At 63.3% G+C, this 20,939-nt stretch carries 21 protein-coding genes and 1 pseudogene; 10 read left to right on the top strand and 12 right to left on the bottom strand.

The window, feature by feature from the left end; all coding sequences use genetic code 11:
• The first annotated feature begins 8 nt into the window (after window positions 1–8).
• A complete protein-coding gene (locus ACIPZ5_RS05140; protein WP_400807076.1) occupies window positions 9–1,547 on the top strand; it encodes an APC family permease in 1,539 nt (512 codons plus the stop codon).
• A gap of 71 nt (window positions 1,548–1,618) precedes the next feature.
• Here ACIPZ5_RS05140 and gmk read toward each other — a convergent pair whose 3' ends face one another.
• On the bottom strand, window positions 1,619–2,275 hold the full coding sequence (gmk, locus tag ACIPZ5_RS05135) for a guanylate kinase (protein WP_261942051.1): 657 nt from the start codon (window positions 2,273–2,275) through the stop codon (window positions 1,619–1,621).
• A gap of 13 nt (window positions 2,276–2,288) precedes the next feature.
• Window positions 2,289–3,152 (bottom strand): YicC/YloC family endoribonuclease, encoded by an 864-nt coding sequence (locus ACIPZ5_RS05130; RefSeq protein ID WP_085676482.1) that lies wholly within the window; start codon window positions 3,150–3,152, stop codon window positions 2,289–2,291.
• Window positions 3,153–3,357: 205 nt separating this feature from the next.
• Between ACIPZ5_RS05130 and rph the strand changes: the two genes are divergently transcribed.
• Window positions 3,358–4,080, top strand: a complete 723-nt coding sequence (rph, locus tag ACIPZ5_RS05125; protein WP_085621521.1) for a ribonuclease PH — start codon at window positions 3,358–3,360, stop codon at window positions 4,078–4,080.
• 23 nt (window positions 4,081–4,103) lie between these two features.
• Window positions 4,104–4,472: a DUF4870 domain-containing protein gene (locus ACIPZ5_RS05120; RefSeq protein ID WP_343594472.1), complete on the top strand. Its 369-nt coding sequence runs from the start codon at window positions 4,104–4,106 to the stop codon at window positions 4,470–4,472.
• 28 nt (window positions 4,473–4,500) lie between these two features.
• On the opposite strand, the gene ACIPZ5_RS05115 is transcribed toward ACIPZ5_RS05120, so the two are convergent.
• A complete protein-coding gene (locus ACIPZ5_RS05115) occupies window positions 4,501–5,280 on the bottom strand; it encodes an exodeoxyribonuclease III (protein ID WP_008091582.1) in 780 nt (259 codons plus the stop codon).
• Between the two features lie 80 nt (window positions 5,281–5,360).
• Here ACIPZ5_RS05115 and pyrE point away from each other — a divergent pair, with 80 nt between their 5' ends.
• On the top strand, window positions 5,361–6,002 hold the full coding sequence (pyrE, locus tag ACIPZ5_RS05110) for an orotate phosphoribosyltransferase (RefSeq protein ID WP_103448476.1): 642 nt from the start codon (window positions 5,361–5,363) through the stop codon (window positions 6,000–6,002).
• A gap of 167 nt (window positions 6,003–6,169) precedes the next feature.
• Here the strand turns inward: pyrE and argB are convergent, their stop codons facing one another.
• The 4 genes and pseudogenes from argB to coaBC all read right to left on the bottom strand — a co-directional run bounded on the left by argB (window position 6,170) and on the right by coaBC (window position 10,292).
• Entirely contained in the window at window positions 6,170–7,078 is a 909-nt protein-coding gene (argB, locus tag ACIPZ5_RS05105; RefSeq protein ID WP_261942049.1) for an acetylglutamate kinase, read from the bottom strand.
• Between the two features lie 30 nt (window positions 7,079–7,108).
• A pseudogene (locus ACIPZ5_RS05100) lies at window positions 7,109–8,482 on the bottom strand (phosphomannomutase/phosphoglucomutase); the annotation flags it as partial.
• A gap of 137 nt (window positions 8,483–8,619) precedes the next feature.
• A complete protein-coding gene (dut, locus tag ACIPZ5_RS05095) occupies window positions 8,620–9,075 on the bottom strand; it encodes a dUTP diphosphatase (RefSeq protein ID WP_103448479.1) in 456 nt (151 codons plus the stop codon).
• Between the two features lie 5 nt (window positions 9,076–9,080).
• Entirely contained in the window at window positions 9,081–10,292 is a 1,212-nt protein-coding gene (gene coaBC / locus ACIPZ5_RS05090; RefSeq protein WP_400807070.1) for a bifunctional phosphopantothenoylcysteine decarboxylase/phosphopantothenate--cysteine ligase CoaBC, read from the bottom strand.
• Between the two features lie 128 nt (window positions 10,293–10,420).
• Between coaBC and radC the strand changes: the two genes are divergently transcribed.
• The gene (gene radC, locus ACIPZ5_RS05085) at window positions 10,421–11,101 is read left to right on the top strand and encodes a DNA repair protein RadC (RefSeq protein ID WP_343594463.1); all 681 of its coding nucleotides are present in this window, start codon (window positions 10,421–10,423) and stop codon (window positions 11,099–11,101) included.
• A gap of 105 nt (window positions 11,102–11,206) precedes the next feature.
• Here the strand turns inward: radC and ACIPZ5_RS05080 are convergent, their stop codons facing one another.
• Window positions 11,207–12,796: an ABC transporter substrate-binding protein gene (locus ACIPZ5_RS05080; RefSeq protein WP_400807067.1), complete on the bottom strand. Its 1,590-nt coding sequence runs from the start codon at window positions 12,794–12,796 to the stop codon at window positions 11,207–11,209.
• 361 nt (window positions 12,797–13,157) lie between these two features.
• Here ACIPZ5_RS05080 and rpmB point away from each other — a divergent pair, with 361 nt between their 5' ends.
• Both rpmB and rpmG read left to right on the top strand, forming a co-directional pair.
• Window positions 13,158–13,394: a 50S ribosomal protein L28 gene (rpmB, locus tag ACIPZ5_RS05075; protein ID WP_003258972.1), complete on the top strand. Its 237-nt coding sequence runs from the start codon at window positions 13,158–13,160 to the stop codon at window positions 13,392–13,394.
• A gap of 10 nt (window positions 13,395–13,404) precedes the next feature.
• On the top strand, window positions 13,405–13,560 hold the full coding sequence (rpmG, locus tag ACIPZ5_RS05070) for a 50S ribosomal protein L33 (protein ID WP_003253507.1): 156 nt from the start codon (window positions 13,405–13,407) through the stop codon (window positions 13,558–13,560).
• Between the two features lie 67 nt (window positions 13,561–13,627).
• On the opposite strand, the gene ACIPZ5_RS05065 is transcribed toward rpmG, so the two are convergent.
• On the bottom strand, window positions 13,628–13,831 hold the full coding sequence (locus ACIPZ5_RS05065) for a hypothetical protein (RefSeq protein ID WP_313711142.1): 204 nt from the start codon (window positions 13,829–13,831) through the stop codon (window positions 13,628–13,630).
• A gap of 82 nt (window positions 13,832–13,913) precedes the next feature.
• Window positions 13,914–14,273: a cupin domain-containing protein gene (locus ACIPZ5_RS05060; RefSeq protein ID WP_085676472.1), complete on the bottom strand. Its 360-nt coding sequence runs from the start codon at window positions 14,271–14,273 to the stop codon at window positions 13,914–13,916.
• Window positions 14,274–14,468: 195 nt separating this feature from the next.
• Here ACIPZ5_RS05060 and ACIPZ5_RS05055 point away from each other — a divergent pair, with 195 nt between their 5' ends.
• Together ACIPZ5_RS05055 and ACIPZ5_RS05050 are read left to right on the top strand one after the other, a co-directional pair.
• Window positions 14,469–15,962 carry an aldehyde dehydrogenase gene (locus tag ACIPZ5_RS05055; RefSeq protein ID WP_085676471.1) on the top strand — a complete coding sequence of 498 codons (1,494 nt, stop codon included), beginning with the start codon at window positions 14,469–14,471 and terminating at the stop codon, window positions 15,960–15,962.
• Between the two features lie 202 nt (window positions 15,963–16,164).
• Entirely contained in the window at window positions 16,165–17,304 is a 1,140-nt protein-coding gene (locus tag ACIPZ5_RS05050; RefSeq protein WP_261942044.1) for an MFS transporter, read from the top strand.
• 2 nt (window positions 17,305–17,306) lie between these two features.
• Here ACIPZ5_RS05050 and ACIPZ5_RS05045 read toward each other — a convergent pair whose 3' ends face one another.
• Together ACIPZ5_RS05045 and ACIPZ5_RS05040 are read right to left on the bottom strand one after the other, a co-directional pair.
• Window positions 17,307–18,863 (bottom strand): phospholipase D family protein, encoded by a 1,557-nt coding sequence (locus tag ACIPZ5_RS05045; RefSeq protein ID WP_400807062.1) that lies wholly within the window; start codon window positions 18,861–18,863, stop codon window positions 17,307–17,309.
• 60 nt (window positions 18,864–18,923) lie between these two features.
• Entirely contained in the window at window positions 18,924–20,354 is a 1,431-nt protein-coding gene (locus tag ACIPZ5_RS05040; RefSeq protein WP_343594453.1) for a PLP-dependent aminotransferase family protein, read from the bottom strand.
• A 179-nt stretch (window positions 20,355–20,533) separates the two neighbouring features.
• Between ACIPZ5_RS05040 and ACIPZ5_RS05035 the strand changes: the two genes are divergently transcribed.
• A complete protein-coding gene (locus ACIPZ5_RS05035) occupies window positions 20,534–20,764 on the top strand; it encodes a DUF1127 domain-containing protein (protein ID WP_400807060.1) in 231 nt (76 codons plus the stop codon).
• Window positions 20,765–20,939: the final 175 nt, after the last annotated feature.

Below are 20,939 nucleotides of genomic sequence, written 5' to 3'. Positions count from 1 at the left end.
AAAAACTCATGAGCAATTACACAGAAGCCGGCCGCCCACCCGACGTGGCCGACTCGGGCAGCACTCAGCGCAGCAAAGGCCTGGCCAAGGGCCGTCTTGGCCTGCTGGCCAGCGTGGTGCTGGGCATTTCCACCATCGCCCCGGTCTACACCCTGACTGGCGCCCTTGGCCCGACCGTGCGTGAGGTCGGTGCTCATCTTCCCGCCGTGTTCATCGTCGGCTTCCTGCCGATGCTGCTGGTTGCCCTGGGCTACCGCGAGCTGAATTCGGCGGAGCCGGACAGCGGCACGTCGTTTACCTGGTCGGCCCGTGCCTTTGGCCCGATGATCGGCTGGATCGGTGGCTGGGGGCTGGTCGTTGCCACCACCATCGTGTTGTCCAACCTGGCGGGCGTTGCCGTCGACTTTTTCTATCTGTTCCTCAGCCAGATCACCGGCCACCATGAGCTGGCTGCCCTGGCCGACAACCTGTTGATCAATATCACCACCTGTTGTGTGTTCATTGCCATGGCGGTGTGGATCTGCTGCCGAGGCATGGCCACCACCATGACCGTGCAGTACGGTCTGGTGGCGCTACAGCTCATGGTATTGCTCGGCTTTGCCATCGCAGCCTTCGGCGGCGCTACCGCGCCGCCGCCGCTGGAGTTCGATTTCGCCTGGTTCAACCCGTTCGGTGTCGAGTCGTTCTCGGCCTTTGCAGCAGGGTTGTCACTGTCGATCTTCATCTTCTGGGGCTGGGACGTGTGCCTGACCGTCAGTGAAGAGTCGATTGGCAGCGACGAGGTGCCGGGCAAGGCCGCCACCTGGACCGTGCTGTTGATCCTGGGCCTGTATCTGGTCACTGCGATTGCCACCTTGCAGTTCGCCGGTATCAGCGAACAGGGCCTGGGCCTGAACAACCCGCGCATTCAGGAAAACGTCTTCGCGCACCTGGCCGGGCCGGTGATGGGGCCGCTGGCGATCCTGATGTCGATCGCGGTACTGGCGAGCACCGCAGCGTCGCTGCAGTCGACCTTCGTGTCGCCGGCACGCACGTTGCTGGCCATGGGTTACTACGGCGCGGTACCACAGAAGTTCGCCAGCGTCTGCCCGCGTTCGCAGACCCCGCGTTACGCGACCATCTGCGCTGGCGTGGCGGCAGGCCTGTTCTACGTGACCATGCGTACCCTGAGCGAGAACGTGCTGGCTGACACCATCACGGCGCTGGGCATGATGATCTGCTTCTACTATTCGCTGACCGCGTTTGCCTGTGTGTGGTACTTCCGCGACAGCCTGTTCGGCAGCCTGCGCCACTTCTTCATGCGCGGCCTTTGCCCGCTGGTGGGTGGGGTGATCCTGTCGGTGATCTTCGTGCGCACGGCCATCGACAGCGCCTCGCCGGACTTCGGCAGCGGCTCGCATGTGGCCGGGCTGGGGTTGGTGTTCGTGATTGCGGCGATCATTTCGGCACTGGGGATCGTGCTGATGATGATTTCGCGGATGCGTGCGCCGGCCTACTTCCTGGGGGCGACCCTGCGTCAGCAGGCCACCCTGCCACTTCAAGACTGACTATTGGGGGCCGCTTTGCGGCCCTTCGCGGGCAAGCCCGCGAAGGGCTGCAAAGCAGCCCCAATGGATCTTCAGCCGATCAATTGCTTCAGCAGTGCGGCGTGGCGCTGCTGCTGTTTCTCCAGCTTAAGTTCTTCGGCTCGTGCAACGACGGCAGAACCACCTTCACGGTTAGCCAGGAACACCGCCTTCAGGTCATCCAGCGCCACGTCGAAGTCGTCATTGATGATGACGTACTCATACTCGTCGTAGTGCACCATCTCGCTGACCGCTTCCTTCATGCGCCCGGCGATGATCTCCTCGCTGTCCTGGCCACGGCCGTCCAGACGCTCGCGCAGGGCTTGCTGGCTTGGCGGCAGGATGAACACCGAACGCGCCTCGGGCATCAGCTTGCGCACCTGCTGGGCGCCTTGCCAGTCGATTTCCAGGATCAGGTCATTGCCCTGGTCCAGCACTTCTTGCAGTGCGCTGCGCGACGTGCCGTAGAAATTGCCGAACACTTCGGCGTGCTCGAGGAAGTCACCCTTGGCGATCAGCCCCTTGAAATCGTCATGGCTGACGAAGTGGTAGTTCACGCCGTGCTGCTCGCCCGGGCGCATGGCACGGGTGGTGTGCGAGACCGAGACGCTGACGCGTGGGTCGGCCTTGATCAGGGCGGTGACCAGGCTGGTCTTGCCGGCGCCGGACGGTGCCGAAACGATATAGAGGGTGCCGCTGCTTTGGTTCATGGTCGGGGTGGCCTTACTCGATGTTCTGTACTTGTTCACGCATCTGTTCGATCAACACCTTCAGGTTGACCGCTGCTTGCGTGCTGCGTGGGTCGAAGGCCTTGGAGCCCAGGGTGTTGGCTTCGCGGTTGAGCTCTTGCATCAGAAAGTCCAGGCGCCGCCCGGCGGCCCCCCCGGACTTGAGCACCCGGCGCACTTCGTTGACGTGGGTGCTGAGGCGGTCGAGCTCTTCGGCAACGTCGCTCTTCTGTGCCAGCAGTACCATCTCCTGCTCCAGGCGCTGTGGGTCGAGCTCGGCCTTGAGGTCGCCGAAGCGGTCGATGATCTTCTGCCGCTGGGCGGCGAGCATCTGCGGCACCAGGGCGCGCAGGGTGGTGACCTCGGTGGTCATGTTGTCCAGGCGTTCGTTGATCAGCCGGGCCAGTTCCTGGCCTTCGCGCAGGCGCCCGGCCTTGAGCTCGGCCAGGGCCTCGTCGAACAGCGCCACGGCTTCGGCATTCAAGGCCTGAGGATCAGTGGCGTCGGCCACCAGCACGCCGGGCCAGGACAGCACTTCCAGCGGGTTGAGCGCAGCCGGCTGCTTGATCAGGCCGGCCACCTCTTCGGCGGCGGCGACCAGCTGCGCGGCGCGCTCGCGGTCGACCTTGAGCGGCTTGCCGTTGCTGTCTTCGTGCAGGCGCAGGGTGCATTCGACCTTGCCCCGCGACAGGCCCTGGCGCAGGCCTTCACGCACCGCGCCTTCGAGGTCGCGCAGGGCGTCCGGCAGGCGCAGGTGAGGTTCAAGGTAACGGTGGTTGACCGAGCGCAATTCCCAGACCAGGGTGCCTTGGCTGCCTGCGCGCTCGACACGAGCAAAAGCGGTCATGCTGTGCACCATGGGAAGGACCTCGCGTAAATGAATTGAAGGCGCGCGATTGTAGCGCAGTGCGCACGTGGCGCCCAATCCACCCATGTTACAGAGCGCGTGCCAGCGAGTGGGAAAAGGCGACAGGCTGCCGGGAGCGCGACAATAGGCATGTCCTCTGTGGGCGACGGGCTCTATAATGGCGGGCAGATTCAAAGTCCCAGTACAGGTATCCCAGATGAAACGTCCAAGTGGTCGCGCCGCCGATCAGCTCCGCTCGATCCGCATCACCCGCAACTACACCAAGCACGCCGAAGGGTCGGTACTGGTCGAGTTCGGTGACACCAAGGTCATCTGCACGGTCAGCGTCGAGAACGGCGTGCCGCGCTTCCTCAAAGGCCAGGGCCAAGGCTGGCTGACCGCCGAGTACGGCATGCTGCCGCGCTCCACCGGTGAGCGTAACCAGCGCGAAGCCAGCCGTGGCAAGCAGGGTGGCCGCACCCTGGAAATCCAGCGCCTGATCGGCCGATCGCTGCGCGCCGCACTGGACATGAGCAAGCTCGGTGACATCACCCTGTACATCGACTGCGACGTGATCCAGGCCGATGGCGGTACCCGTACCGCTTCGATCACCGGCGCCATGGTCGCCCTGTGCGACGCCCTGGCCGTGATCAAGAAGCGCGGTGGCCTGAAGGCCGGCAACCCGCTCAAGCACATGATCGCTGCCGTATCGGTGGGCATGTACCAGGGCGAAGCGGTACTCGACCTGGACTACCTGGAAGACTCGGCGGCGGAAACCGACCTGAACGTGGTCATGACCAGCGCCGGTGGTTTCATCGAAGTACAGGGCACCGCCGAAGGCGCGCCGTTCCAGCCTGAAGACTTCAACGCCATGCTGGCGCTGGCGCAAAAGGGCATGAACGAAATCTTCGAACTGCAGCAGGCCGCGCTGGCCGACTGATCCCAGACAAGGAGGTGCGGGGCATGAGCGATTCTGGACTGTCGGTCACTCCGCCCAATGCCGAGGTCCGGCAGTGGGCGATGTTCTGCCACCTTTCCGCGCTGCTTGGCCTGGTGGTGCCCCTCGGGCACCTGCTGGGCCCGCTGGTGCTGTGGCACCTCAAGCGCGAGCAGGATCCCTTCATCGATGCCCAGGGCAAAGAAGCGCTGAACTTCCAGATCAGCGTGACCATTGCCGGGTTCGTCTGCACCGCACTGATGTTCGTGGCCATCGGTATCGTGCTGTTCCCGATCCTGATGCTGGCGGTGCTGATCCTGATCATCCTCGCGGCCGTCAGGGCCAATGAAGGCAAGGCATACCGCTATCCCTTCATCTGGCGACCGATCAAATAAAAAAAGGGCCGCTTTCGCGGCCCTTTTTTCAGATGGTCAACGTCCAGTCATAGTCGACGATCAGCGGCGCATGCTGGGAGAAGCGCGGCTGACGCGGCAACCGGGCATTGCGCACGAAGCGGCGCAGGCCAGGGGTGAGGATCTGGTAGTCGAACCGGTAGCCCAGGTTGAGCATCTCGGCCTGTTCGTTGTCCGGCCACCAGCTGTACTGGTCGCCTTCTCGGCTGACTTCGCGCAGGGCATCGACGTAGCCCATGTCGCCGGTGATCGCATCCATCCACGCCCGCTCTGGCGGCAGGAAGCCTGGCGACTGCTGGCTGTCACGCCAGTTCTTGATGTCGAGCTTCTGCTGCGCCACGTAGAACGAGCCGCAATAGATGTATTCACGACGCTTGCGACGCTGTTTGTCCAGGTACTTGGCGAAGTCGTCCATCAACTTGAACTTCTGGTTCAAGTCTTCGTCGCCGTTCATACCCGAAGGCAGCAGCAGGCTGGCAATACTGACTTTGTCGAAATCTGCTTGCAGATAACGCCCGTAGCGGTCGGCTGTCTCGAAACCCAGGCCGGTGATGACTGCCTTGGGCTGCATGCGCGAGTACAGTGCCACGCCACCTTGGGCGGGTACCTCCGCGTCGCAGGCATAAAGGAAATAGCCATCGAGCTGGAAAGCTGGGTCGTCGAGTTCAAAGGCCGAGGCGCGGGTATCCTGAAGGCAGATGACGTCGGCATTCTGGGCTTGCAGCCAGCTGAGCAATCCACGCTCGGCCGCAGCCTGAATGCCATTCACGTTCACACTGATGATCCGCATAAATGGCCCCAAAAATCTCGTGCGTGTATGATACCCGAGCTCAACCCATTTAGCTAAATCCGTGGTGTCCGGGACCTTACATGCAGCCGTATCAGCGCGACTTCATCCGTTTTGCCATCGATCGCGGCGTGCTGCGCTTCGGTGAATTCACCCTGAAATCGGGCCGTACCAGCCCGTATTTCTTCAATGCCGGCCTGTTCAACACCGGTTCCGCCCTTGCGCAACTGGGCCGTTGCTACGCGGCAGCCATCGTCGACAGCAAGATCCCGTTCGACGTGCTGTTCGGCCCAGCCTACAAGGGTATCCCCCTGGCGGCGGCGACAGCCGTGGCCCTGGCTGACCAGCATCAGCTCGATGTGCCGTGGTGCTTCAACCGCAAGGAAGCCAAGGATCACGGCGAAGGCGGCAGCCTGGTTGGCGCACCGTTGGCCGGTGATGTGCTGATCATCGACGACGTGATCACTGCCGGTACCGCCATCCGTGAGGTCATGCAGATCATCAACGCCCAGCAGGCCAAGGCCGCTGGCGTACTGATCGCGCTGAACCGCGAAGAGCGCGGCAATGGCGAGCTGTCGGCTATCCAGGAAGTGGAGCGTGATTTCGGGATTCCGGTGGTCAGCATCGTTTCGCTGACCCAGGTACTGGAGTTCCTGGCTGACGATCCGCAGCTCAAGCAGCATCTGCCGGCAGTGGAAGCCTACCGGGCGCAGTACGGGATCTGATCCTGGCCTGGTAACGAAAAAAGGCGACCTTCGTGAGAAGGTCGCCTTTTTTGTGTCGCCTGTTCCGACCTCTTCGCGGGTGAACCCGCTCCCGCAGCATCTCCACGCCGCCAAAGGCGGTGCTATCCCTGTAGGAGCGGGTTTACCGGCGAAGAGGCCTGAGCCGGTTAACCGTGACGTTTGCGGTTGGTGATCAGGGTGCCGACGCCGCTGTCGGTGAAGATCTCCAGCAGCACCGCATTCGGCACGCGGCCGTCGACGATGTGCGAGCTGTTGACGCCGCCCTGGACCGCTTCCAGCGCGCACTTGATCTTCGGCAGCATGCCGCCGTAGATGGTGCCGTCGGCGATCAGTTCATTGACCTGCTCAGTGGTCAGGCCGGTCAGGACCTGGCCCTGTTTGTCCATCAGGCCGGCGATGTTGGTCAGCAGCATCAGCTTTTCAGCCTTCAGCGCTTCGGCCACCTTGCCCGCCACCAGGTCGGCGTTGATGTTGTACGACTCACCGTTGGCACCCACGCCGATCGGCGCGATTACCGGGATGAAGTCGCCTTTCACCAGCATGTTCAGCAGGTCGGTGTTGACGCTGACCACTTCGCCGACGTGACCGATGTCGATGATTTCCGGCTGGGTCATCTCCGGGGTCTGGCGGGTGACGGTGAGCTTCTTCGCACGAATCAGCTCGGCGTCCTTGCCGGTCAGGCCGATGGCGCTGCCGCCATGGCGGTTGATCAGGTTGACGATGTCCTTGTTGACCTGGCCGCCGAGCACCATTTCCACCACGTCCATGGTCGCGGCGTCGGTGACGCGCATGCCATCGATGAAGTGGCTCTCAATCGACAGGCGCTTGAGCAGGTCGCCGATCTGCGGGCCGCCACCGTGCACGACCACCGGGTTGATGCCCACGGCCTTCATCAGCACGATGTCACGGGCAAAGCCGGTCTTGAGCTCTTCGCTCTCCATCGCGTTGCCGCCGTACTTGATCACCAGGGTCTTGCCGACAAAGCGGCGGATGTAAGGCAGTGCTTCGGACAAAACCTCGGCTACATGGGAAGCGGCATCGCGATCGAGGGTCATGCAGGGCTCCTGTAAGGAACAGATAGTCGGTCAGAACGGCAGTTGCAGCTCAGGGGCAACCCGCAGCAACTGGGCGCGGAAAACATCCTTGATACGTTGCAACTCGGCGGCGCTTTCGGCCTCGAAGCGCAGCACCAGCACCGGTGTAGTGTTGGAGGCGCGAACCAGACCCCAGCCTTTCGCGTAGTCGACCCGCACACCGTCGATGGTGGTCAGGTTGGCATCGCCCCATTCGGCGTCGCGTTGCAGTGCATCAATGATGCTGAATTTACCCTCGTCGGTCACATCAATATTGATTTCCGGCGTGGAAATATCGTTCGGGAAGGCGGCGAACAGGTCTTCGGCGGTCTGCGAAGCCTTGCTGAGGATCTCCAGTAGGCGCGCGGCGCTGTAGATACCGTCGTCGAAACCGTACCAGCGTTCCTTGATGAAGATGTGCCCGCTCATCTCGCCAGCCAGCAGCGAACCGGTCTGTTTCATCTTCTTCTTGATCAGCGAGTGGCCGGTCTTCCACATCAGGGCGCGGCCACCGTGCTGCTCGATCAGCGGGGTCAGGCGACGGGTACATTTGACGTCGAAGATGATCTCCGCGCCCGGGTTGCGCTCCAGTACATCCTGGGCGAACAGCATCAGCAGGCGGTCAGGGTAGACGATGCTGCCGGTGTTGGTCACTACGCCAACGCGGTCACCGTCGCCGTCGAAGGCCAGGCCGATGTCGGCACCGGTTTCCTTGACCTTGGCGATCAGGTCTTCGAGGTTTTCCGGCTTGCCCGGATCCGGGTGGTGGTTGGGGAAGTTGCCGTCAACCTCGCAGAACAGCGGGATGACTTCGCAGCCAAGCGCTTCGATCAGCTGCGGTGCAATCACGCCAGCGGCGCCGTTGCCACAATCGACCACGACCTTGAGCTTCTTCGCCAGCTTCACGTCGCCGACGATCTGCTGGAAGTAGCGATCGAGGATCTCGACCTTCTGCACGCTGCCTTCGCTGCGTGGCACGTCATTGGTCTTCAGGCGGGTCAACAGGGCCTGGATCTGCTCGTTGGCCAGGGTGTCGCCAGCGATGACGATCTTGAAGCCGTTGTAGTCCGAAGGGTTGTGGCTGCCAGTGAGCATTACGCCCGACTTGCCGGCCAGCACGTTGGCGGCGAAGTACAGCGCCGGGGTCGGCACCAGACCGACGTCGCTGACCTGGCAACCCGCATCGACCAGGCCCTGGATCAGTTGTTCGACCAGCATCGGGCCGGACAGGCGGCCATCGCGGCCAACGGAAATCTGTGGTTCGCCCTCGGCGATGGTCTGCGCGCCGATGGCGCGGCCGATCCAGTAGGCGGTTTCGCCGTGCAGGGTCTTGCCGACCACGCCGCGGATGTCATAGGCGCGGAAGATGCTTTCCGGCAGTGCCGGTACCAGGTGGGCCATGTCGTTCATCTCGAGAAACTCCATTAATCAAAGGCTTTTTCTGGGCAGGCGCAAACTGAACGCTTGGACGGTGGAATCGCCAGAGAGTTCGCCATCCTTGGCCTGAACGGTCGTTGGTCGGCTCAGTGGCTGCCGGAATGGCCGAAACCACCAGTGCCGCGCTGGCTTTCGTCGAAACTTTCGACGATGTCGAAATGCGCTTGTACCACAGGCACCAAGACAAGTTGTGCAATGCGTTCGCCGACAGCGATGGTGAACGGCGTGTTGCCACGGTTCCAGCACGACACCATCAGCTCGCCCTGGTAATCCGAGTCGATCAGGCCGACCAGGTTGCCGAGCACGATGCCGTGTTTGTGGCCCAGGCCCGAGCGCGGCAGGATCATGGCCGCCAGGCCCGGGTCGCCGATGTAGATCGACAGGCCGGTAGGGATCAGCAGGGTCTGGCCCGGCTCGAGGACGGTGTCCTCTTTCAGCAGGGCGCGCAGGTCGAGGCCGGCGGAGCCCGGCGTGGCGTATTGCGGCAGCGGGAATTCGCTGCCCAGGCGTGGGTCGAGGATCTTGGCTTGAAGAGCGTGCATGTAACTTATTGAACCTGAGTGAGCCGTTCGGCGATGAAGGCGACCAGTTGCCGGGCGATCTTGCCCTTGCTGGTCTGCGCGAAGAGGGTCTGGTGCTGCTGGCGGTCGATCACGGTCAAGGCGTTTTCCTCGCTATTGAAGCCGATGCTGGGATTGGCCACATCATTGGCGACGATCAGGTCGAGGTTCTTGTCCTTGAGCTTGCGCGTGGCGTAATCGAGCAAGTGTTCGGTCTCGGCGGCGAAGCCGACGCTGAACGGGCGGTCGGCGCGGCCAGCGAGGGTGGCAAGGATATCGGGATTGCGCACCATCTGCAGCAGCATGCCGTCGCCGGTCGTAGGATCCTTCTTGAGCTTTTGCGGGGCGACCACCTCTGGGCGGTAGTCCGCTACCGCTGCGGAAGCGATGAACAAGTCGCACGGCATGGCGGCTTCACAGGCTGCGAGCATGTCCCGCGCGCTGACCACGTCGATCCGCTGTACGCGATCGGGGGTCGGTAGATGCACAGGCCCAGTCACCAGGGTCACCCGAGCACCGGCTTCGGCGGCCGCTTCGGCCAGGGCGAAGCCCATCTTCCCGGAGCTATGATTGGTGATGTAGCGCACCGGGTCGATGTTTTCCTGGGTCGGGCCGGCGGTGATCAGCACGTGCTTGCCGGTCAGCGCCTGGCGCTTGAAGCTTTCCGCCGCGCACCAGGCCAGGTCGGTGGCTTCGAGCATGCGGCCGAGGCCCACGTCGCCACAGGCCTGGCTGCCGGAGGCCGGGCCGAACACCTGGATGCCACGGCTCTTGAGCAGTTCGAGGTTGGCCTGGGTGGCCGGGTCGCGCCACATTGCCTGGTTCATCGCCGGGGCCACGGCCACGGTGGCATCGGTGGCCAGCACCAAGGTGGTCAGCAGGTCGTCGGCCATGCCTTGGGCAAGGCGCGCCATGAGGTCGGCGGTGGCGGGGGCGATCAACACCAGGTCGGCCCACTTGGCCAGTTCGATGTGGCCCATGGCCGCTTCTGCGGCAGGGTCGAGCAGATCCATGTGCACCGGGTGGCCGGACAGCGCCTGCAGGGTCAGCGGGGTGATGAACTCGGCACCACCACGGGTCATGACGACGCGCACCTGCGCGCCGTGCTCCAGGAGTCGGCGAATCAGCTCGGCACTTTTGTAGGCGGCAATGCCACCTCCGACGCCGAGAACGATGCGCTTGCGATACAGCCGCTGCATAGGCTTGCCTTTTTCCAGTGAGAGCGGGCGGCGACGTTTGAAAATGCCTGCGGCAGAACGTCGCATGTACGAGGCGAAATAGATTAACACAGGGCCGAAACGGGCCGCAGCAAGGGCAGGGAGCAGCGATGAATATCAGGGAGTGGCCGGCTGAAGAGCGACCTAGGGAGAAGTTGTTGCAGCGCGGGGCTGCAAGCCTGACCGACGCGGAATTACTGGCCGTGTTTCTCGGCTCTGGTGTGCGTGGGCGCAATGTCGTGGAGCTGGCCCGAGGCCTGCTGGTGAGGTTCGGCAGCTTGCGCCAGTTGCTTGAGGCCGACCGTGAAGCCTTCGTCGGTGAGCTGGGACTTGGCCCGGTAAGGTACAGCCAGCTGCAGGCATTGCTGGAGATCGGGCGCAGGCACCTGGCGACCGCTATCGAGCGCGAGTCGGTCATGGATAGCCCGGCGGCAGTGCGACGCTATCTTAAATCCATGCTGCGCCATGAAGTGAGTGAGGTATTCGGCTGCCTGTTTCTGGATACCAAGCACCGGCCGCTGGCCTTCGAGATCCTGTTCAGGGGCACGATAGACCGGGCGAGTGTCTACCCGCGCGAAGTGGTGCGCCGGGCGCTGCAGCACAATGCGGCGGCGCTGATCCTGTGCCACAACCATCCTTCGGGTAACAGCGAGCCGAGCCAGGATGATGTGCACCTGACGCTGTCACTGAAGCGGGGGTTGGGGTTGATCGATGTGCGGGTGCTTGACCACATCATCATTGGCGACGGGGAGCCGCTGTCGATGGTCGAGCAAGGCTGGATCGTGGCTTAGGGCTTTGTGCAGGCTGTGCCGGCCTCTTCGCGGGTAAACCCGCTCCCACAGGTATCGCGCGGTACCTGTGGGAACGGGTTTACCCGCGAAAGGGCCAGTGCAGATTCAACGGGTCACCGACACCTTGCTGAAATCCAGCCGCCCGAACGGGCTTACCTGATAACCCTCGACTCCCTGACGCAACAGCGTCGCTGCCGTCGGATGCGCCAGCGGCACCCACAGCGCCTGCTGTTGGATCAGCGTCTGCGCCTGCTGGTACAGCCGGCTGCGCACGCTCTGGTCATTGGTAGTGCGTCCGGCACTGATCAGCTGGTCCAGGCGGTTGTCGCAGAAGCGCGCGAAGTTGGTCCCCGATTGCACCGCAGGGCAGGAAAATTGCGGGCTGAGGAAGTTGTCCGGGTCGCCGTTGTCGCCGGCCCAGCCCATGAACAGCAGGTCATGTTCGCCCGCCTTGGCGCGGCGGATCAGCTCGCCCCACTCGATCACGCGGATCTCGGCCTTGATGCCGATCTTCGCCAGGTCGGCCTGGAGCATCTGTGCCCCCAGGCTCGGATTGGGGTTGAGCAGGCTGCCCGACGGGCGGGTCCAGATGGTGGTACTGAAACCGTCAGCCAGGCCGGCCTTGGCCAGCAGCGCCTTGGCCTTGGGCAGGTCCAGCGGGTAGCCGGGCAGGTCCTTGGCATAGCTCCAGGTGTTGGGCGGGTAGGGGCCATTGGCGGCGGTGGCGGTGTCTTCGAACACGGCCTTGAGGTAGGCCTGCTTGTCGAAGGCCAGGTTGATTGCCTGGCGCACCTCAGGCTTGTCCAGTGGCGGGTGGTCGCTGTTGATGGCGACGAAGGCGGTCATGAACGCCGGGGTGGTGGCGACCTTGAGGTTGCCGTCCTTGCCGGCTTCGGCGATGTCCACCGGCTTGGGCGACAGGGCCACCTGGCATTCGTTGCGCTTGAGCTTCTGCAGGCGCACATTGGCGTCGGTGGTGATGGCGAAGATCAGCGGGTCGACCGCTGGCTTGCCGGCGAAGTAATCCGGGTTGGCGCGATAGCGCACCACGGCGTCCTTCTGGAAGCGCTGGAACACGAACGGGCCGGTGCCGATTGGCTGGCTGTTGAGTTTTTCCGGGCTGCCTTCCTTGAGCAGCTTGTCGGCGTACTCGGCCGAGTAGATCGAGGCGAAGCCCATGCTCAGAGTGGCCAGGAAGGTGGCGTCGGCGTGGCTCAGGGTGAAGCGCACGGTGTTGGGTTCCGGGGCCTCGATTGCCTTGATCAGGCTACCCAGTTGCAGCGATTGGGCATGCGGATAGCCGCCTGGGGCGGTCTTGTACCAGGCGTGGGCGGGGTAAAGCATGCGCTGGAAACTGAACAGCACGTCGTCGGCATTCAGCTCTCGCGTCGGCTTGAAGTAGGGCGTGGTGTGGAACTTGACACCCTCGCGCAGCTTGAAGTCATAGACCAGGCCGTCGGCCGAAACGCTCCAGCTCTGTGCCAGGCTGGGCACGACCTTGCCCTGGGCCGCATCGAACTCCACCAGGCGGTTCATCAGCACGTCGGCCGAGGCGTTGGTGGTGGTCAGCGAGTTGTACTGGACCACATCGAAGCCTTCGGGGCTGGCCTCGCTGCACACAGTCAGCGGTGCGGCCTGGGCAGCGCCTGCGGCGAGCAGGGAAGTAAACAATAAGGAAAGGGCGGCAGCACGCATCGTGGCTCCTTGGCTGGTCAGTGGCCCATCTGCCGGTGCAGTCTGGAAACGTCCTACCCTAGTGCGCGTTTTCGGAAATGACCACCTTCTTTTTCAGGTACTTGGCGACGAGCGGTCGACAGTGCGCCGGACGAGTCGTTATGCTGCTCACGCGCGATTTTCAGCACATGGAAGCTCATCTTCTGTTGTTGCGGCGTAGTCTTTCTGGTATAAAGCAGCGCTCTTTTCTAGGGGCTCGGCCTGTCGCATCAGCGGATCCGGTCGATAAGACCTCCAGAATCACGGCGCCTGGCGCCAAAGACTGAGAGATTAAGCGGCCAACCCATGCCGGGTTGGGCATGTGGTTTTAGAGGGCTGAGTCATGTCGAGAGTCTGTCAAGTTACTGGTAAGGGTCCAGTAACCGGGAACAACATTTCCCACGCAAACAACAAAACCCGTCGTCGTTTCCTGCCGAACCTGCAGCACCACCGTTTCTGGGTTGAATCCGAGAAGCGTTTCGTGCGTCTGCGCGTATCCGCCAAAGGCATGCGCGTTATTGACAAGCGTGGTATCGACGTAGTGCTGGCCGAGCTGCGCGCTCGCGGCGAAAAGTTCTAAGGAGAACGTCATGCGTGAATTGATCCGTCTGGTTTCGAGTGCTGGCACTGGCCACTTCTACACCACCGACAAGAACAAGCGCACCACTCCGGACAAAATCGAGATCAAGAAATACGATCCGGTTGTTCGCAAGCACGTGGTGTACAAGGAAGCCAAGATCAAGTAATTGATCGGCGACCTGAAAAAAACCCGCCTCTGAAAAGAGGCGGGTTTTTTTATGCCTGAAGCGCAGGTCAGTTGAAGCTGAAGCCTTGGATCAAGCTATTGGCATCGGTGCTGATGTGGATGCGCTGATCATCGTATTCCTTGGTGCTAATTTCCTTCGGGCCGACCACGCGGGCGCGGCCGGTGATTTCACTGATGGTGGCTTTCACCGAGGGCTCGTAAGGCGTGCCGATCAGGTGAGCCAAGGCTTGCAGGACTTCTTCGTTGTTCATGGTGATGACCTTTCAAAGGAGGTTGACCCGAAATGGGCTGGGTCATCCTCTGTCAGGTCTGGAGGGGGCCTGCGCTACATAGTTATTTTTGCTCGAACATCACGTAGATCTTGCGGCAGGGCTCCAGCACTTCCCAGGTACCCTTGAAGCCTGCCGGGATGACAAACCGATCACCGGTACGCAGGGTCTTTGCGCCGCCATCCTGGTCGCGCAGCACCGAAACTCCTTGCACGATCTCGCAGTATTCATGCTCGGTGTAGTTCACCGTCCATTGCCCCACCTCGCCCTCCCAGACGCCTGCGGCAAACTGCCCGCACGGGCTGGAATAGTGGTTGTAGACAGCTTGGTCCGGCTCACCCTTGAGGATTTTTTCTGCCGCCGGGCGGTAGCGTTCGGCCTCGGTGAGAACCTGGGCGAAGTCGATGATGCTGGCGATGCTCATGGTACGGCTCCTTTTTTGTTTAATAAAATGCACATCAGTAGGCTTTTGGGCCGTTGGTGTCAAATATATTGATACTTTACCCCGCCTGGTTTAGGGTATCGCTTGCCAGTGTGCGCTCGTCGCCCGGCCAGAATTCTGACAACGCCAGTGAGTCCTCAGTGCGGCGTTGCACCTAAACAAGAGGAGGAGTTTCGTATGACCACCCTGACCCGTGCGGACTGGGAACAACGTGCCCAGCAACTGAAGATCGAAGGCCGTGCCTTCATCAACGGCGAATACACCGACGCCGCATCCGGTGAAACATTCGACTGCCTGAGCCCGGTCGACGGACGCTTCCTGGCCAAGGTTGCCAGCTGCGACCTGGCCGACGCCAACCGCGCCGTGGAAAACGCCCGTGCCACCTTCGATTCCGGCGTCTGGTCGCAACTGGCCCCGGCAAAGCGTAAGGCCAAGCTGATCCGCTTCGCCGAGCTGCTGCGCAAGAACGTAGAGGAGCTGGCGCTGCTGGAAACCCTGGACATGGGCAAGCCGATCGGCGACTCCTCCAGCATCGACATCCCGGGCGCAGCGCAAGCCATTCACTGGACCGCCGAAGCCATCGATAAAGTCTACGACGAAGTCGCCCCCACCCCACACGACCAGCTCGGCCTGGTTACCCGTGAGCCGGTGGGTGTCGTCGGTGCCATCGTACCGTGGAACTTCCCGCTGCTGATGGCCTGCTGGAAACTCGGCCCGGCCCTGGCCACCGGTAACTCGGTAGTACTCAAGCCGTCCGAAAAGTCCCCGCTGACTGCCATCCGCATCGCCCAGCTGGCAATCGAAGCCGGCATCCCGGCGGGCGTGCTGAACGTGCTGCCAGGCTATGGCCACACTGTGGGCAAGGCTCTGGCCCTGCACATGGACGTCGACACCCTGGTGTTTACTGGCTCGACCAAGATCGCCAAGCAGCTGATGGTCTATGCCGGCGAGTCGAACATGAAGCGCATCTGGCTGGAAGCCGGTGGCAAGAGCCCGAACATCGTCTTCGCCGACGCGCCGGACCTGCAAGCCGCCGCTGAAGCGGCTGCCAGCGCCATCGCCTTCAACCAGGGCGAAGTCTGCACCGCCGGCTCGCGCCTGCTGGTCGAGCGTTCGATCAAGGACAAATTCCTGCCGATGGTGGTCGAGGCCCTCAAAGGCTGGAAACCCGGCAACCCGCTGGACCCACAGACCACTGTCGGTGCTCTGGTCGACACCCAGCAGATGAATACCGTGCTGTCGTACATCGACGCCGGCCACAAGGACGGCGCCAAGCTGCTGGCCGGTGGCAAGCGCACCTTGGAAGAGACCGGTGGCACCTACGTCGAGCCGACCATCTTCGACGGCGTGACCAATGCCATGCGCATCGCCCAGGAAGAAATCTTCGGCCCAGTGCTGTCGGTGATCGCCTTCGACACCGCCGAAGAAGCCATCGCCATCGCCAACGACACGCCGTATGGCCTGGCTGCGGGCATCTGGACCTCGGACATCTCCAAGGCCCACAAGACCGCCCGTGCCGTGCGCGCTGGCAGCGTCTGGGTCAACCAGTACGACGGCGGCGACATGACCGCACCGTTTGGTGGCTTCAAGCAGTCGGGCAACGGCCGTGACAAGTCGCTGCACGCACTGGAGAAGTACACCGAGCTGAAGGCGACCTGGATCAAGCTGTAAATCCAGAGGGGCCGCTTTGCGGCCCATTCGCGGGTGAACCCGCTCCCACAAGGGCCCCACTGCCTTCGAATGAAGCGCAATACCTGTGGGAGCGGGTTTACCCGCGATGGGCTGCGCAGCAGCCCCAACCATAGCCGGGGTGGTTCATACCGCCCCGGCTTCGTCGTTTCTGCTGTTCAAGAATTCTGCCTGGGAGGCTGCAATGCGTTGGGGAACCTACTTTGCCGTGCTGGCGTCGGTGCTCAGTGTCGGGCTCGCGCTCGGTGTGAGCATGCCGCTGGTGTCCCTGCGCCTTGAGGCCTGGGGCTACGGCGGGTTCGCCATCGGTGTGATGGCGGCGATGCCAGCACTGGGCGTACTGCTCGGCGCCAGCCTGGCCAGCCGCCTGGCCGGCTGGGTCGGGGTGCCCTCCGCGATGCGCCTTTGCCTGTGGGGCGGGGCGCTGTCGATCGGCCTGGTCGCCCTGCTGCCAAGCTACCCGTTGTGGCTGGCCCTGCGCCTGCTGATCGGCATGTCGCTGACCGTGGTGTTCATCCTCGGTGAAAGCTGGATCAACCAGTTGGTGGTCGAGCAATGGCGCGGCCGCCTGGTGGCGCTGTATGGCAGCAGTTACGCCCTGAGCCAGCTGGCCGGGCCGCTGGTGCTGGGCTTCCTCGGTTCCGACGATGACTTCGGCTTCTGGGCCGCGACCGCGTTGCTGCTGCTGGCGCCCTTGCTGCTGCTCGGCCGTGGTGGCGCACCCAGCACCGAAGCCTGCAGCGTGACGTTCGGCGACCTGTTCGCCTTCTGCCGCCGCTTGCCGGTGATTGCCTGGGCTGTCGCCTTGTTCGCCGCCTTCGAGGCGATGATTCTTACCTTGCTGCCGGTGTATTGCCTGCAGCAGGGCTTCAGCACCGAAATCGCCCTGTTCATGGTCAGCACCGTGGTGGTGGGCGATGCCGTGCTGCAGTTGCCGATTGGCGCACTGGCCGACCATATGTCACGGCAGGCGTTGTTCACCGGTTGTGCGCTGACCTTGATGGTTTCCAGCCTGGCGATTCCGCTGCTGCTGGACACGCCGCTGATCTGGCCCCTGTGGGTACTGTTCGGGGCCAGCGCTGGTGGCCTGTTCACCTTGTCGCTGATCTTGATCGGCGAGCGCTACCGGGATGATGCGCTGGTGCGGGCCAATGCCCATGTCGCGCAGCTATGGGGCATCGGTTGCCTGCTTGGGCCGTTGCTGGCTGGCGCGGGAAGCCAGTGGATCAGCGGCCATGCGCTGCTGTGGCTGATGGCGGCGGGGGCGGCCGGCCTGGTGCTGCTGACCCGCAGGCGCGGCGCGTTCGAGCCCGCCTCGGTCTGAGCCTACAGCATCTTCTCCAGGCCAACCGCCTTGCTGATCCAGGCATTGAAGCGCCGCCAGATGCCCCCCGGCTCTGAGGTCAGCATGTGCCGTTGGCCATTGTCCTCGGTTGCCCAGACCAGTTTGTCACCCACCAGCTTGACCTGGTAACTCAACGCCGGCGCCATACCCTGCTGGGCCAGTTCGCGGGTGTATTCGGCGAGCTCCGGGCTGTCCATCAGCACGCCGACCTCGGTGTTCCAAAGCACCGAGCGTGGGTCGAAGTTGAACGAGCCGATAAAAGTCTTGCGCCTGTCGAACACGATGGCCTTGGTGTGCAGGCTCGAGTCCGAACTGCTGCCATGGAAGCTCAAGCGCGCGGGTGTCGGATCACCTGGCTGACGACGCAGTTCGAACAGCTGCACGCCGTGTTCCAGCAGTGCCCGTCGATAGGGTGCATAGCCGCCATGCACTGCCGGCACATCGGTGGCTTCCAGCGAGTTGGTCAGCAACTTGACCGATGCCCCGGCGTCGGCCCGGCCGGTCAGATACAGCAAGCCCGGCTCACCCGGCACGAAATAGGCCGACATCAGGATCAGCTCGCGCTGCACGCTGGCCAGGTCTGGTGCCAGTTGCTGGCTCAGCAGCAGTTGCGGGTCCGGCTCATCCTCGGCCAGCACCTTGCTCGGTGCATCCCACAGTGCCTGGGCGTGGGCCCAGATCAGCTCGTTGCGCCATACATCCAGGCGCGGCTGCGACTGGTAGGACATGAGCCGGTCATACAGGGCCTTGCGCTGCACCCGCGCCTGGGCCAGGGACACCTCCAGGCGCTGGCGGCTGGCGCGCAGGTCGTCGGCATCCGGGGCACGCCAGAGGAAATCGGTGATCGGCCGGCTCAAGGCGCTGTTCCAGTACTGGTCGAAGCTGTGCCCCAGCTGCTCGGCCACCGGGCCGACGCCGAGCAGGTCGATGTCGGTGAAGTTGAGGTTGGGTTCGGCATCGAAGTATTCGTCACCCAGGTTGCGCCCGCCGACGATGGCCATGCTGTTGTCCACCAGGAACAACTTGTTGTGCATGCGCCGGTGTTGGCGCGACAGGTTGAACAGGCGGCCGACGGCACGCGTCACCCCTGTGCTGCGCCCCAGGTGCAAGGGGTTGAACACCCGGATCTGGATGTTCGGGTGCGCATCGAGGGTGCCCATGATGGTGTCCAGGCCATCGCTGGTGGTGTCGTCGAGCAAGATGCGCACGCGTACGCCGCGATCGGCTGCACGCAGCAGTTCGTGCACCAGGGCGCGGGTGCTCAAGCCATCGTGGACGATGTAGTACTGCAGGTCGATGCTCGCCTGGGCGTTGCGAATCAGCTCGGCACGGGCACGGAAGGCCTCGTTGCTGTTAGGGAGCAGGCGAAAGCCCGAGCGCCCTTCGTAGGGCGCGGCCTGGCGCAGCACCGAACGGCCGAAGGCTGACTCGCTGGCGGGTAGTGCCTGGCTGGTTTCGCGGGGCGTGCCGATACTGGCACAGCCGTTGAGGCCGAGCAGCAGCACCAGCAGCAGAGGCAAGGCTCGCTGGAGTCTCAAGGGTGGATCGTCCTGTACGGCAAAGCGCTAAGGGGTTGGACTACGAAAGGCGGCGCAAAGTTACGCCTCGTCCTCGTCTTCATCCAGTAGACGAAGGGCGGTTTCACCTACCTTGCGCACCGCTGCTTCAATCTGCGGCGTTGGCCGCGCGGCGAAGTTCATGCGCAGGCAATGGCGAAACTTGCCCGAGGCCGAGAAGATGCTGCCCACGGCAACTTGCACGCCCTGCTCCAGTAAAGCGCGGTTCAGCCGCAGCGTATCGAAATGTTCGGGTAATTCCACCCACAGCATGAAGCCGCCCTGGGGCCGGCTGACCCGGGTTCCGGGTGGGAAGTAACGGGTTACCCAGTCGTTCATCAGGTCACGGCCGCGCTGGTACTGGCTGCGCATGCGCCGTACATGGGGCTGGTAGTGGCCGGCAGCGATGAAGTCGGCAATCGCCAGTTGCGGCTGGCTGGCGGTGCTGCCGGTGCTGATGTATTTCATGTGCAGCACCCGCTCCAGGTAGCGGCCGGGAGCGACCCAGCCGATGCGCAGGCCGGGGGCGAGGGTCTTGGAGAACGAGCTGCACAGCAGCACGCGGCCGTCGTCGTCGAACGACTTGAGGGTACGCGGGCGTGGGTAGGTGTAGGCCAGGTCGCCATACACGTCGTCTTCGAGGATCGCCACATCGTAGCGCTGGGCCAGGCTCAGCAGGGCTTTCTTGCGGGCCTCGGGCATGATGTAGCCGAGCGGGTTGTTGCAGCTTGGGGTGATCTGGATGAGCTTGATCGGCCACTGTTCGAGCGCCAGTTCCAAGGCTTCGAGGCTGATGCCGGTGATCGGGTCGGTGGGGATTTCCAGGGCCTTCATGCCCAGGCCCTTGAGGGTCTGCATGGCGCCGTGGAAGCTCGGCGAGTCGACCGCGACGATATCGCCCGGTTCGCACACTGCGCGAATGCTGCACGACAGCGCCTCGTGGCAGCCGGTGGTCACCACCAGGTCGGCAGGGCCCAGCCGGCAGCCGGAGTCGAGCATCAGCCGGGCGATCTGTTCGCGCAGGGCCAGGTTGCCGTGAATGTTGTCGTAGTACAGGCCCGGCATGTCCTGGCGCCGGCTCAACTGGGCGAGGCTGCGCAGCAGCGGCTTGAGGGTCGGGCTGTCGATGTCGGGCATGCCGCGGCCGAGCTGCATCACGTCCTTGCGCGGGGTACTGCGCACCAGTTCGAGCACCTGCTCCCATTGCGAGATTTCCACCGGGCGCTGGGCCGGGCGACTTATAGCGGGCAGGGCGGGGAGGTGGCGATGGTCGCTGACGAAGTAGCCGGACTTTGGCCGTGGCGAGACCATGCCGCTGTCTTCGAGCATGCGATAGGCCTGCTGCACGGTACTCAGGCTGACACCGTGTTCCACGCTCAGGGCGCGCACCGATGGCAGGCGCTGGCCGGGGCGGTAGAGGCCCTGTTCGATGCGCGCGCCGAGCAGTTCGGCGAGGTTCAGGTAAAGGGTCACGGCATACTCCTGCGCCTCCTGTAGGAAGCGACCAGTACAGTTGCGTTGAAAATACAGCATTCAGGCGTCAGACGACCAATTCTGTATGGGAATAATAAGCCTGTATTGGATCTGTATTGCCAGCGCTGTCATCGCGCATGCTTTCTCCACGGTTACACACTGAATGGGAGAAAGCAGCGATGGGTGGCATGAGCGATGTGCGCTTGCAACTGTTGGCCAAGGAACTGGACGCCGGGCAGCAGACCAAGGTTTTCAACGCACCGGCAGGGCTCGGGCGCTGGGGGCTGATGCTGCATCGCTGGCACACCCGCCGGGCCCTGTTGCAACTGGATGATGACCAGCTGCGGGATATCGGGCTGAGTTGGGAACAGGCGCGTCAGGAGGGCCGTAAACCCTTCTGGAAGGACTGACGCAGGATTTGAGGTTTTTCGCGGACCCTCTGTCGGGCATCTTAAAGCTGGCGTGATCCCTGTGGGGGGGGGGGGGGGGGGGGGGGGGGGGGGGGGGGGGGGGGGGGGGGGGGGGGGGGGGGGGGGGGGGGGGGGGGGGGGGGGGGGGGGGGGGGGGGGGGCGGGGGCGGGGGGG

The organism is Pseudomonas sp. NPDC089428 (assembly GCF_044749325.1).
Taxonomy (GTDB): domain Bacteria; phylum Pseudomonadota; class Gammaproteobacteria; order Pseudomonadales; family Pseudomonadaceae; genus Aquipseudomonas.
This window is presented reverse-complemented; position numbering and strand designations above follow the sequence as displayed.